The organism is Jeotgalibaca sp. MA1X17-3 (assembly GCF_021513155.1).
Taxonomy (GTDB): Bacteria; Bacillota; Bacilli; order Lactobacillales; family Aerococcaceae; genus Jeotgalibaca.
The window spans coordinates 2,007,377-2,021,004 of record NZ_CP090983.1 but is presented as its reverse complement, the minus strand read 5'-3'; the positions used below and the strand labels follow the sequence as shown (position 1 = coordinate 2,021,004).

13 protein-coding genes and 2 pseudogenes are annotated in these 13,628 nt (G+C 36.9%); all 15 read left to right on the top strand.

Features of this window, described 5'->3' with window-relative positions:
* Positions 1–101: 101 nt before the first annotated feature.
* A complete protein-coding gene (gene eutA, locus LZ578_RS10120; RefSeq protein ID WP_235145058.1) occupies positions 102–1,532 on the top strand; it encodes an ethanolamine ammonia-lyase reactivating factor EutA in 1,431 nt (476 codons plus the stop codon).
* A 20-nt stretch (positions 1,533–1,552) separates the two neighbouring features.
* Complete coding sequence (locus tag LZ578_RS10115) at positions 1,553–2,923, top strand: ethanolamine ammonia-lyase subunit EutB (RefSeq protein ID WP_235145057.1); 1,371 nt, start codon at positions 1,553–1,555, stop codon at positions 2,921–2,923.
* A gap of 26 nt (positions 2,924–2,949) precedes the next feature.
* Positions 2,950–3,867: an ethanolamine ammonia-lyase subunit EutC gene (gene eutC, locus LZ578_RS10110; protein ID WP_235145056.1), complete on the top strand. Its 918-nt coding sequence runs from the start codon at positions 2,950–2,952 to the stop codon at positions 3,865–3,867.
* Between the two features lie 13 nt (positions 3,868–3,880).
* Positions 3,881–4,534 carry an ethanolamine utilization microcompartment protein EutL gene (gene eutL / locus LZ578_RS10105; protein WP_235145055.1) on the top strand — a complete coding sequence of 218 codons (654 nt, stop codon included), beginning with the start codon at positions 3,881–3,883 and terminating at the stop codon, positions 4,532–4,534.
* A 16-nt stretch (positions 4,535–4,550) separates the two neighbouring features.
* Complete coding sequence (locus tag LZ578_RS10100; RefSeq protein WP_235145054.1) at positions 4,551–5,126, top strand: BMC domain-containing protein; 576 nt, start codon at positions 4,551–4,553, stop codon at positions 5,124–5,126.
* Positions 5,123–6,597, top strand: a pseudogene (locus tag LZ578_RS10095) (acetaldehyde dehydrogenase (acetylating)). Before LZ578_RS10100 ends, LZ578_RS10095 begins: the two are co-directional and overlap by 4 nt.
* A gap of 61 nt (positions 6,598–6,658) precedes the next feature.
* Positions 6,659–6,943 carry a BMC domain-containing protein gene (locus LZ578_RS10090; protein ID WP_062468390.1) on the top strand — a complete coding sequence of 95 codons (285 nt, stop codon included), beginning with the start codon at positions 6,659–6,661 and terminating at the stop codon, positions 6,941–6,943.
* A gap of 185 nt (positions 6,944–7,128) precedes the next feature.
* Positions 7,129–7,839, top strand: a complete 711-nt coding sequence (locus tag LZ578_RS10085; RefSeq protein ID WP_235145053.1) for a hypothetical protein — start codon at positions 7,129–7,131, stop codon at positions 7,837–7,839.
* A gap of 2 nt (positions 7,840–7,841) precedes the next feature.
* Positions 7,842–8,471, top strand: coding sequence for an ethanolamine utilization phosphate acetyltransferase EutD (gene eutD / locus LZ578_RS10080; protein WP_396326754.1), 630 nt, complete (start codon positions 7,842–7,844; stop codon positions 8,469–8,471).
* A 4-nt stretch (positions 8,472–8,475) separates the two neighbouring features.
* Entirely contained in the window at positions 8,476–9,111 is a 636-nt protein-coding gene (locus LZ578_RS10075) for a hypothetical protein (protein ID WP_235145051.1), read from the top strand.
* Positions 9,111–9,386, top strand: a complete 276-nt coding sequence (locus LZ578_RS10070) for a EutN/CcmL family microcompartment protein (protein WP_235145050.1) — start codon at positions 9,111–9,113, stop codon at positions 9,384–9,386. Before LZ578_RS10075 ends, LZ578_RS10070 begins: the two co-directional genes overlap by 1 nt.
* 33 nt (positions 9,387–9,419) lie before the next feature.
* Positions 9,420–10,526, top strand: coding sequence for an ethanolamine utilization protein EutH (gene eutH, locus LZ578_RS10065; RefSeq protein WP_235145049.1), 1,107 nt, complete (start codon positions 9,420–9,422; stop codon positions 10,524–10,526).
* A gap of 13 nt (positions 10,527–10,539) precedes the next feature.
* A complete protein-coding gene (locus LZ578_RS10060) occupies positions 10,540–10,995 on the top strand; it encodes a cupin domain-containing protein (protein ID WP_062532499.1) in 456 nt (151 codons plus the stop codon).
* Positions 10,996–11,099: 104 nt separating this feature from the next.
* A pseudogene (locus LZ578_RS12735) lies at positions 11,100–12,220 on the top strand (NADH-dependent flavin oxidoreductase).
* Positions 12,217–13,296, top strand: coding sequence for a hypothetical protein (locus LZ578_RS10045; protein ID WP_235145046.1), 1,080 nt, complete (start codon positions 12,217–12,219; stop codon positions 13,294–13,296). Before LZ578_RS12735 ends, LZ578_RS10045 begins: the two are co-directional and overlap by 4 nt.
* The last annotated feature ends 332 nt before the right edge of the window (positions 13,297–13,628 follow it).

Sequence of the window (13,628 nt, the reverse complement as noted above, 5' to 3'; positions counted from 1 at the left end):
AAAAACTCATGACGATGAAGTTATGGGAAAAGCAAAGACGCTTAATAAGGAACCCACTAGGGTACCTCTATTAAGCGTCTTTTTTTAAAAGGAGTGATGGTATGGCAGAAAAGTTACTGAGCGTTGGAATTGATATTGGGACTTCTACTACTCAGTTGGTTTTATCAGAATTGTATATCGAAAATATGGCTTCAGCTTTTACGATTCCAAGGATATCAATTACGGATAAAAAAGTTATTTATAAAAGTGATATTCTTTTTACACCTATTTTAGAAAATAACCTAATTGATAGTGAGAAAATCACTAAATTCGTAGAAGAGCAGTATCAAAAAGCAAACATTAGCAAAAAAGATATTCAAACAGGAGCGATTATTATTACCGGTGAGACGGTCCGCAAAGAGAATGCAAGAATTGTTGCAGAAGCTCTAAGTGGCTTTGCTGGAGATTTTGTAGTCGCAACGGCTGGACCTGATTTAGAAAGTATTATCGCGGGTAAAGGAGCAGGAACTCATTCCTATTCTACTCGTTATCATACAACCACTGTGAACTTTGATGTTGGTGGAGGAACGACCAATATGGTTTGCTTCCATGATGGAGATATTGTGGATACAGGGTGCTTTGATATTGGTGGAAGACTCATCAAAGTGAACAAACAAGAAGAAATCACTTATATTTCGCCAAAATTGACAGAAATTATTAAGAAGGAAGGATTACAGCTCCGCCTTCACAGCAAAATAGACTTGACTGATTTAAATAAACTACTATCTATTATGGTTCAAGTTTTAGAAAATAGTTTGGGTGTAGGAGAAAAAAGCCCTTATTATGATCTTCTTATTACCAATAAAGATTTGCAAACAGATCGTAAAATTGAATATATTTCCTTTTCAGGTGGAGTTGCTGACTATATCCACTCAGATATAAAAGAGGATATTTTTAAATACGGAGATATTGGAATTTTATTAGGCAAAAAAATTGCCGACTCAAAATTACACAAACAATTTGAAGTGATTCCAAGTGTGGAAACGATTCGTGCAACCGTTGTAGGAGCAGGTTCTCATACGACCGATATCAGTGGAAGCACCATTACTTATAAAGACAATGTGTTACCCCTTCAAAATATTCCTGTATTGAAATTATCAAAAGAAGAGGAACACATAGATGATTTGTCCAAATTGCCAGAAATAATTGAATCTAAATTAAATTGGTTTGAAATGGAAGGCGAACAACAAATCATTGGTTTGGCATTAGATGGAGCTAGAAATCCAAGTTATCTCTATATTCAAGAGTTAGCTAGGGTATTAATAATAGGATTACAAAAGGTAATTGATAAAAAAGATCCACTTATTATCTTGCTAAAGGAAGACATGGCGAAAGCCTTAGGTCATAGTCTATATGCCCAACTTCCAAAAGATTATCCGTTTGTATGTATAGATAGTATTCATGTAAGAAATGGTGATTATATTGACATTGGTAACCCAATTGGGGACGGTTCAGTGCTCCCAATTGTTGTAAAAACCCTTGTATTTAACTAGATAAAAAGGAGGATATATTAATGATTCTAAAAACGAAACTTTTCGGCCGAACATATGAATTTAAATCGGTAATGGAAGTTATGGGAAAAGCGAACGAAGAAAAATCAGGAGATCAACTAGCAGGTGTAGGAGCAGAAAACTCAGAAGAAAGAGTAGCTGCTAAAGTAGTTCTTTCCAATTTAACACTAAATGACTTATTCAATAATCCAGCTGTTCCTTATGAACAGGATGAGGTAACTAGAATTATTGTAGATAATACAAATCTACGTACTTTTGAACAAATTAAAAACTGGACGGTATCTGATTTAAGAGAATGGCTCTTGGATTTAAATACAACAAATTATGATATTCATAGAATTTCTAACGGACTAACAGCAGAAATGATTGCTGCAGTTGCAAAAATAATGGGGAATATGGATTTAATCATGGCTGCTAAAAAAATTGTTGTTACTAAAACAGCAAATACAACCATTGGTGTGCCAGGAACATTCTCTGCTCGTCTCCAACCAAATCACCCAACAGATGATGTGGATGGAATTATGGCAACACTTATGGAAGGTTTATCCATGGGAATTGGGGATGCCGTTATTGGTCTAAACCCAGTTGATGATACGACAGAAAGTGTAAAACGTATCTTGCATAAATTTGATGATTTCATGAATGAGTGGGAAATCCCAACACAGCATACTGTGTTAGCACACGTATCTACTCAAATGGAAGCAATGGAACAAGGAGCTCCAACCGGGTTAGTTTTCCAATCGATTGCTGGATCTGAAAAAGCCAATACTGCTTTCGGTATTAGTGGCAGCATGATTCGTGAAGCAAATGATATGGCCTTGAAAATGGGTACAGCAGTTGGACCAAACGTTATGTACTTTGAAACAGGACAAGGTTCTGAATTATCTTCAGATGCAAACCACAATGTCGATCAAGTAACAATGGAAGCAAGATGTTATGGATTTGCTAAAGAATATGATCCATTCATGGTAAATACAGTAGTAGGATTTATTGGACCTGAATACTTATATGACTCACAACAAGTAATCCGTGCAGGTCTTGAAGACCACTTTATGGGTAAATTAAGTGGAATTTCTATGGGAGTGGACGTATGTTACACAAACCATATGAAGGCTGATCAAAATGATGCTGAGAACTTGGCAGTTCTACTTGCTGTTGCAGGAGTAAACTTTATCATGGGTATTCCTAATGCGGATGACGTTATGTTGAACTATCAAACAACTGGATTCCATGAGACCGCATCGATCCGTCAAATGTTGGATTTACGTCCTACAAAAGAGTTTGATGAATGGATGGAAAAAATGGGCTTCAGTGAAAATGGTCGCCTAACTGAAAGAGCTGGAGATGCTTCAGCATTCTTGAAACAAAAATAATCATATTCTAAAAGGAGGTAAATCTAGTGGAAGAATTGAATTTGAAAGAAATGATTAAATCTATTTTAAGTGAAATGGTAGAAGAGTCACCAGCTGCAGCACCAACTGTACCGACTCCACCAATTGCAACAACAAAAGAAAAACCAGTAGAAATGAAATCAGGTTCTGAGATAGAAGAAGGATTTATTCCGGACATAACTGAAGTAAATATCCGGAAACAATTTCTAGTTCCAAATGCAGAGGATCCAGAAGGTTACAAAAAAATGAAGACCTTCACTCCTGCCAGATTAGGCTTATGGAGAGCTGGAACACGTTATAAAACAGAACCAGCACTTCGTTTCCGTGCAGACCACGCAGCTGCTCAAGATGCCGTGTTCTCTTATGTAAGTGAAGACTTAGTTAAGGAAATGAACTTCGTTGAAACTGAAACACTTTGTGGCGATAAAGATACGTATATTACTCGTCCTGATTTGGGTAGAAAATTTAGTGAAGAAGAAACACAAAAAATCAAAAATACAGTGAAACCAAATTCTAAAGTAGTAGTAGTAGTAGGGGACGGTTTGAGTTCTGCAGCAATTGAAGCAAATATTCCAGATATTATCCCTTCTATTCGTCAAGGATTGAAAATGCATGGATTAGACTTTGGTGACATTCTATTTGTTACACACTGTCGCGTACCAGCAGAAGATGCCATTGCTGAAATTACTGGCGCAGAAGTAGTTTGTCTACTGATTGGTGAACGTCCAGGATTAGTAACAGCTGAGTCAATGAGTGCTTATCTAGCATACAAACCAACTGTAGGAATGCCAGAATCACGTAGAACTGTTGTTTCAAATATTCATCAAGGTGGAACCCCAGCTGTTGAAGCGGGTGCATACATAGCTGACATTATTAAAAAAATGTTGGATGTGAAGAAGTCCGGTCTTGAATTAAGAGAAAAATAAAGGAGGATTCCAGATGAAAAACGATCGTCTAGGCTCTAATGTTCTAAGTGTTAAAATTATTCCTAATGTAGATGACGCATTAGCAAAAGAATTAAATCTAGAACCCAATCAAAAAAGTTTAGGAATTATTACTTCAGATTGTGACGATGTAACTTATGTAGCACTTGATGAAGCAACAAAAAAAGCAGCAGTTGACGTAGTTTACGCAAAAAGTTTGTACGCAGGTGCAGCAAATGCAAATACGAAATTAGCTGGTGAAGTAATTGGGATTTTAGCTGGACCAAGTCCTGCAGAAATTCGCAGTGGATTGGATGCAGCGATTGAAGTGATCGAAAATGGTGCTAGTTTCTATAGTGCTAATGAAGATGATTCCATTGTTTACTTTGCACACTGTGTTTCCCGCACGGGGTTACACCTTTCCAAAGAAGCAAATATTGCTGAAGGTGGAGCAGTAGCTTACTTGATTGCACCTCCATTAGAAGCATTTTATGCATTAGATGCTGCTCTAAAAGCAGCGGATGTTCAAATGGGTGTTTTCTACGGACCACCTACAGAGACCAACTTTGCAGGTGCCTTGCTAACGGGATCTCAATCAGCCTGTAATGCAGCTTGTGATGCGTTCGCAAAAGCAGTTCAATTTGTAGCTGATAATCCAACTGGCTACTAGTAGGCGGTGGAAATAAATGGCAAATAAAGCGTTAGGTTTAATCGAAGTCCGAGGAATGTTAGGAGCTGTTTTAGCAGCAGACGCTGCCTTAAAAGCTGCAAATGTTGAGCTTTTGGGAAATTATTCTATTCCTGGTGGATTAACCACAGTAGAATTATTAGGTGATGTTGCTGCTGTATATGCAGCTGTGGAAGCAGGTGTTGATTCAGTGAAAGATATGAATTTGTTGATATCCAGTCATGTGATTCCTCGATTGGATGAGCAAGTAGAACGGATGTTGATGAAAAAATATGAAGTGAAGAATAATGAAGCTGAAGTTGATTCATCAGTAGAAGAAGAGGAAAATGAGTCAAAAGAAGAATCGACTAAAGAAGAAAGCCAAGAAAATTCTGAAGAAGATTCAACTAATGAAGATACAGAAAATCCTCCTGAAGTACCTGAAGAAAAAGAGTTAGAAGAGATGAAAGTGGTAGATTTACGATCACTTGCATACAAGCGGAATATTCAAGCGTTAACGAAAAAAGAAATTAAATACGCTAATAAAGCAGAATTAATCCGTGTATTAGTAAAGGAAGGGATGGAGGATAAATGAAACTAACTGATAAAGACCTTGTGTCCATTCAAGAGACAAGAGATCTCATCAAAAAGGCAAAAGAAGCACAAAAAAATTAGCAGAGCTATCCCAAGAAGAAATTGATACGATTGTCAAAGTCATGGCAAAAGCAGCATATGATAATCGTGTGAAATTAGCTAAAATGGCAGAAAAAGAAACAGGGTTTGGCAGATGGCAAGATAAAGTCTTGAAAAACGCTTTTGCTTCCCGTGATGTTTTGAATGCCATTAAAGATATGAAAACCATTGGTATGGTCAATCATGATGAAAAACTAAAAGTAATGGAAGTTGCTGTACCAGTAGGAGTGATTGCTGGATTAATCCCTTCTACAAATCCTACTTCCACTGCCATTTATAAAGCGTTAATTTCGGTAAAAGCAGGAAATTCGATTGTATTCTCACCGCACCCAAGTGCTTTGGAATGTATTCGAGAGTCGATTCGCTTAATGGATGAAGCAGGAAGAAAAGTTGGCTTACCAGAAGGAACTTTAGGAGTAATTACTCAAGTGACGATGCAAGCAACTCATGAATTGATGACTCATAAAGATACAAACCTTATCTTAGCAACTGGCGGTTCTGCGATGGTACGTGCAGCCTATTCTTCTGGTACACCAGCAATTGGTGTAGGACCCGGAAATGGCCCAGCATTTATTGAACGAACTGCAGATATTCCAAAAGCTGTCAAACAGATTATGGATTCAAAAACTTTTGATAATGGAACCATTTGTGCATCTGAACAGAGCATTATTGTAGAAGAAGTTAGCAAGAAAAAAGTTGTGGATGAATTTAAACAGCAAGGAGCTTATTTCCTACCTAAAGAAGATGCTGAGAAACTTGAGAAATTCATACTCCGTCCAGATGGTAGAATGAACGCTAAAATTGTTAGCCAAACTCCACAGACTATTGCAGACTTAGCTAAAATTAAGATACCAGCTAATACAAGAGTGTTGATTGCTGAAGAAACACGTGTGGGTCTCCATGCACCTTATTCAAGAGAAAAATTAGGACCAATCTTAGCATTCTATACAGCTGAAACATGGGAAGCTGCTTGCGATTTATCTATTAAGATTTTGATGCAAGAGGGTGCCGGACATACAATGGCAATCCATTCTACAGACGATGCAGTGATCAAAGAATTTGCTCTTCGTAAACCAGTTTCACGCTTATTAGTAAATACATCAGCAACTTTAGGTGGAATTGGGGCAACAACTAATATTTTCCCAGCAATGACATTAGGCTGTGGAGCAGTTGGTGGAAGTTCTACTTCTGACAATATTGGACCACAAAACTTGTTCAATATGAGAAGAATTGCTTGGGGAGTTCGTGAGTTAGAGGACCTTCGAGGAGAAGATGTATTTGAAGAAGATTCAAAAGATATCAATGAAACTGACATGGACAAGGATCAGTTAGTAGATCTATTGGTAAAACGTGTCCTAGAAAAGTTACAATAAGCAACACCTAACAGATGGCTTCAAAAATAAAAAAACAAACAAATATTAGGAGGAAAATAAAATGGCAAGTACAAACGCATTAGGAATGATCGAAACTAGAGGATTAGTAGCAGCAGTAGAGGCAGCAGACGCAATGGTGAAAGCAGCTAACGTAACGTTAGTTGGAAAAGAGCAAGTCGGTGGCGGACTCGTAACTGTAATGGTTCGTGGAGATGTTGGAGCAGTTAAAGCAGCAACAGATGCAGGAGCAGCAGCAGCAGAAGCAGTTGGAGAATTAATCTCTGTACACGTAATTCCACGTCCACATATGGAAGTAGACGCAATTCTACCTAAGTACGAAGGATAATAAGGACACAGCAAATCGAATGTTAGAGAATGATCGTTAGGTGTAACGGTAAATGGAATGAGCCGTTCCCGAGAAAGTAACAAGTATCGAGAAGCGAGCACTCAGTCCTTATCAGGAGCCTAAAATAGAAGGCTGAGGCATATCTAATATGTCCCAGCCTTTTCTTTAACTAAGGAAGTGAATAAATGGCAATTTTAACAGAAAGTACGATCCGAAAATTACTACGGACTACTGATTTAAAGCAAACAAAAGTGTTGCATTTAGAGCCAGGAACAATTATTACTCCTTCTGCAAAAAGTTATTTGAATGATATTACAGTGATCTATCGTAATCTGTTGGAAGAAGTAGAGGGATCTGCTCACGAAACCATTGATCAGATAGATACAACGAAAGATTCACTCAAATCATATAACCGACAAGGACAAGAAGTTGCCCACAATCACTTTACATTAAGTTGGAATATAAAATTGGAAAAACTATTGAGCACAGTCCTATTTGGACAGCAACTTAGTCATACCAAAAAAGAAATCCAACTTACTGCAGAATTGGACACGATTGTCACTGTATTAGAAGATTTCCGTAGATTAATATTTTATGAAAATTACTGGGAAAAATGTCACATAGATGAAGAAAAATTTGGAAAACAATTTGATAAGATAAAAGAACAATTTTCACCCGGAACCTTTATTCCGAAGTATACAGATGGAGAAGTTGTACTGATGCTTTATGGATTGTATACGGATGTTCGTGAGTTAGAATTGTATGCTTCATCTTGTTTCCAAAATTACCTACTCTTCGATGACTATTGTGGTTTAGTAGAAAGATGTCGATTTATGGCAGAATATATTTGGTCCTTGATGATCAATCGAATAGAAGGGAATGGGAGGAGAGAATGAATATTTCATTTGATCAATTAGTAGAAGAAGTCGCAGAAAAAATTAAAAGCAGTATGCAACAAACATTTGAGATAGAAGCTAGTGGAAGACATGTACACCTTTCTCGTGAAGATATTGATACTTTATTTGGAAAAGGATATGAATTAAACCCAGCTAAATTCCTATCTCAACCAGGTCAATTCGCTTCGAGAGAACGAGTTACTTTGGTTGGTTCAAAAGGAGTCTTACATAACGTTATCGTATTGGGACCTGCTCGTAGTCACAGTCAAGTTGAAATTTCTTACACAGATGTAAACGTATTGGGAGTAAAAGCACCTTTACGAAATAGTGGGGATATTGACGGGACTCCAGGAATTATGATTATGAACGGAACCAAACAAGTTATATTAGACAAAGGATTAATCGTAGCGAAAAGACATGTTCATGTTCAAGATAAAGATGCAAGTATACTAGGTGTCAAAGATAAAGAAATTGTACAAGTGGAAGTGATGAGCGAGCGACCATTGATTTTTGATGATGTGACGATTCGTGTCAGCCCTCATTTTGAAACATTTATGCATATTGATTTTGACGAAGCGAATGCTTGTGGATTTAAAAAAGGTACAAAAGGGCGCATCATAAAAAAGGACTGATGACATGGAACAAATTGAAAAAATAATCCAACTTGTCACTGATCGCTTAATGGATGAGTTATCACAAACAAAAACGCAAATTACAACAGGACCGGCTTTTACGATCCTGGGTAAATCAGAGGACTACATTGTAAGATATTATAAACAAGGGGGTTACCAAAACCAAATGGGAACAGATTTTGATTCTCCAGAAGTTTTGGTAATAACAGAAATGCCATTGTTTATGTTAACAAGACTTTCTCACCTAACTCCAAATAATCCTACAGAAGAAGCAATATTAAATCGGTTATTAAAACAGCAACCGATCATTGTTCTGGAAGAAGGAATCGAATACATGCAAAAGAAATCACACATTTCCAAGAGCATGATTCCTTCTTTTGAAAAAGCGAAGTTAGAACTACAAAAATGGGGCGTTAAGTTTGTTCAACCTCAATACTTTCAAAATGATGTTGTAACTGCTCGAAACGAGCAAGTGAGTACTCCACCGAAGAAAAAACAATTGGTTACGGCAAGAACCATCCAAAGCTTGAATTTACATGAAGGAGATATTTTTGAAGTAACCCCTCATATGATTGTAACGGCTTTAGCAAAGGATTACTTGAAGGATCAAAACATTTTGATTGAAAAGAGGGATGCCTAATGTTTGTTGGAAAAGTAGTAGGAAGTCTATGGGCAACCCGAAAAGATGAAAAACTAAATGGCTTAAAATTTTTACTAGTAGAAAAACAATTGAACGAAACCGAAGTCAGCCCTGAATTAGTAGTGGCGGTAGACCATGTAGGCGCCGGTGTTGGTGAGCAAGTGCTCATCACGACCGGAAGTTCTGCACGGATTTCTTTTGAAAATCGTACATTACCTGTTGACATGGTCATTGTTGGAATCATTGATTCCGTTGAATATCCAAAAGAAGAATAACAAATAATAGAATAGAAATGAGGGATATAAAGCATGAGTATTAATGAAATAATTATTTGGATTATGGCTATTATCATGGTTTTAGGTGCTTTTGATAAAGCATTTGGTAATAAGTTTCAGTTAGGTGAACAATTTGAAGAAGGATTAATGGCAATGGGTGCTTTAGCACTATCCATGGCCGGTATCATTGTATTAGCACCAAAACTTTCTGATTGGCTGAGCCCAATTGTTGTTCCATTGTATGAACTAGTAGGAGCAGATCCAGCGATGTTTGCGGGTACGTTACTTGCAAATGATATGGGTGGTTTCTTCTTGGCTCAACAGATGACTGTAGATCCAGAAATTGTTCTCTTTTCAGGAGGAATCTTAGGATCCATGATGGGAGCAACGATTGTATTTTCTATTCCAGTTGGACTTGGTTTGATTGAAATAAAAGACCGTCCTTATTTAGCACAAGGAATCCTTTGTGGAATTGTAACCATCCCATTCGGAGCAATGGTATCTGGTTTGTTGATGGGAATTGGTATGGGCAAAATTTTGGTAAACTTAATCCCAATTATTATTGTTGCAATTTTGATTGCATTAGGATTATGGAAATTCCCTAGCAAAATGATCAATGGCTTTACCATGTTTGGTAAATTGATTGTTGCTGTTGCAACACTTGGTTTAGCAGTTGGTGGTTTAGATTGGCTTGTAGGCTTCAAATTATTCGAAAATCAAGACTCTCTAGGAGTAGCTTTTGAAACAGTAGGAAGTATTGCGATTACCTTAGCAGGGGCTTATGGATTGGTATTAATTATTACAAAACTTTTCAAAAAACCACTAATGAAATTTGGTAATCTATTAGGAATCAACGAAATTTCTGCAGCAGGATTGATTGCTTCTTTAGCAAATAATATTGCGATGTTCCAAACCGTTAAGAACATGGATAACAAAGGAAAAGTTATTAATATTGCTTTTGCTGTTTCAGCATCCTTTGCTATTGGGGATCACTTAGGCTTTACTGCCGGTGTTGCACCTGAAATTATCATGCCAATGATTGTTGGGAAACTAGCAGGAGGAATTTCTGCAGTTCTTGTAGCTATTCTTATTACGAAAAACATGAAACAAACTGAACCTGTAATAGAAGACGTAGCGTAAAGGAAGGTTTCGTATGAAGGATATAAATAGAAATGATATTGAGAGACTCGTTCGTGAAGTTATTTTAGAAGAATATTCAAGAGGAGGAGATACCGGTCGTCATCTTGATAAAGAGAGCGGCGTGATGTCCATCAAACTACCTATGTTTGATGTAACAGAAGAACATCGTTTAGATACCGGTAATCCAGAACATCAAGTCTATACAAGAGATTTAGTAACGGTAGAAGAAAGTCCACGCTTAGGGCTAGGGTTAATGGTTATGAAAGATACAACCTTTGACTGGCACTTAGGATACGACGAAATCGACTATATGATGGAAGGAACCTTATCTGTTATCATTGATGGCAGAAAAGTAACCGCCGGACCGGGAGAAATCATGTATATTCCTAAAGACTCTGATATTCAATTTTCAGTTGAAGGAACAGCGCGCTTTATTTATATTACCTATCCAGCTGATTGGAACGGATAAAAAAGTCTAGTCCTGCCGATGAATTCATCGGATGAACAAGTACAAAAGCCAGGGCAGATTTGCTCTGGTTTTTGTGCTTTTTTAATAAAAAAGGAAGTGACTGCATGCAAAATGAAAAAATAAAGGAAGCATTAGAATTTCCTTGTGGATTGAACATTGAGAATCGACTTGTGCTTGCTCCTATGTCAACGGATAGTGGAACAGAAAAAGGTGGATTTTCTACGGAAGACGTTGATTTCATTTTAAAAAGAAGTGAAGGATTTGGAATAGTTATTTTAGGATCTCACAGTGTATCTCCAAGTGGGAATGCTTTTAAACGGGGGTGGAATATTTATAACCCTGCAAACGCTCCTGTTTTAACAAAATTAGTAGAGAAGCTACATGAGAAAAATGTAAAGGTTGTTATACAAATATATCATGCAGGAAGATTGGCACAACCAGCTTTTATTGAAGGAAAGCAACCAATCGCGCCTAGTCGAATACCTGCCAATCGAAAATTTGCTTCCTATCCTAGAGCTATGACAGAAACTGAAATTCAACAAACCATAAAAGACTTTCGTGCTGCTTGTGAGACTGCTATAGAAATAGGCTTTGATGGTGTTGAATTACATGGGGCTAATACCTATTTGCTTCAACAATTCTATTCTGCTCATTCAAATCGAAGACAAGATAGATGGGGGGCAGTAGAATAAAACGGATGGCCTTTTTGATAGAAGTAGTGGATGCTTGTATGAAGGGGATAAAAGAAAAAGCGAAGCGACCTTTTTTATTAGGCTACCGTTTTTCACCTGAAGAGTTAGAGACCCCAGGAATAAGAATGACAGATACTAAAATATTATTGACAGAACTGGCAAAATTGCCGTTAGATTATGTACATATCTCTTTAAGCAATTACCAGAAAAAGTCTCAAGAAGGTCTAAATATTATCGAAGAATTAAATCAAGTGATTCCACCATCCATTCCGTTTATCGGTTGTGGAAATATTCAAACGCCAAAAGAAGTAAAAGAAATTTCTGAAATAGTTTCTTTATTTTCAGTGGGAAATGCTACCCTTTCAGATCCATTGTGGGCAAAGAAAATTTTACAAGGAAATCATGATATAAAAACTTCTATGGGAATGAAAGATCAAAAGAATCTAGCAATCCCTCTTCCTCTATGGGAAAGTATGCTGAAAGCTCCTTTAGTATTCTTTAAAGAGGACCTAACAAAGGAGGATAAAAAATGAAAAAGTGGGAAACAGCTTATGTATTTCCTGGAGGATTAGAACTTCGTAATCGATTAGTTTTTGCACCTATTTCCACGATGTCCAGCTCCAATATTGGTCTGTTGAGTGACAAAGAAATTCAATTTTATAAGTCACGTGCACAAAATATGGGACTAGTCATCTTAGGTTCTGCGAATGTTTCTAAAGAAGGAAAAGCTTATGATCATAATGTAACGATTTCTCATGATGCAGCGATTCCTAATTTAAAAACCTATAATAAGGAGATTCATGAAACGGGCGCTAAATCTATTATCCAACTTTATCATGGAGGAAGTGCAACCCAATTTCTTCCGAGTCAAAAGGACGTTTATACAGTTAGTACTTTTTTTGATGAGCGGTATGACAAAGAAAAGCATTATCATGAATTGACTGAAACAGAGATTCTGCAAACCATAAATGATTTTGGAAAGGCAATTCATCGTGCCATTCGTGCAGGCTTTGATGGAATTGAGATTCATGGGGGAAATCCTTTCTTAGTCCAACAATTTTTATCTCCTCGAACGAATCGAAGAAAAGATTTTTGGGGAGGAAACGCACAAAAACGATTTCGTTTTTTAGAAGCGCTTTTAAAATTAGCAAACGAAATCAAAGAAAAAACTGCCAGTCCTTCATTCGTTATTGGAGTTCGACTAGCTATGGAAGAAAATGCAGCAGATGGAATTACTTTTCAAGAAACCTGTCGGCTTGCTGAAAAGATTTCCAAATTAACGGTAGATTATATTCATTTTAATCAGAATGATCTATTTGAAATACAAAATGAAGAGATAAAAGTATCGGTAATAGAAAAAGGGCTGGAACATTCAATTTGTCTGATTGGCAATGGATCTGTAGATACAGAAGAAAAAATTGCGAAAGCACTAGAGGTTGTTCCCTTAGTTTCTATCGCAAGACCCCTTGTTCTGCATCCAACGTTCCCAGTTGATACCAATCTACCAAAGACAGTCGAAGAGCTCTCAAAAGACCAGCTACTCATCCCAGATGGACTATGGGGAAGTATCAAGGAATCTCCAGATTGGTATTTTGGCACGCAACAATGAATTAAGATACTTTAAGTATAAGGTAAACAGTTTTATTCTGTTTATCTTATATTTTTTAGTCTTACTAGACTAGAGCTCCTACAATCTAAGTGTTTTATGATAAATTATTAAAATAAACAACATTATTATTTGAGTGTAGGAATGGTTATCAATTTTATAGGTGAAAATAGTGTGACTGAAAGGATATTTAGCTTCTATCTTTTGATTTTTGATTGATGAATAGAGACCGTGACTGTTGTAATAGTAGGCACTCGCATCATTTTTGGAAAAATAAGATAATAAATTAATAGTATATAGGGAATTGGTAAACACTAAGGATGGAAGCGTCTTTG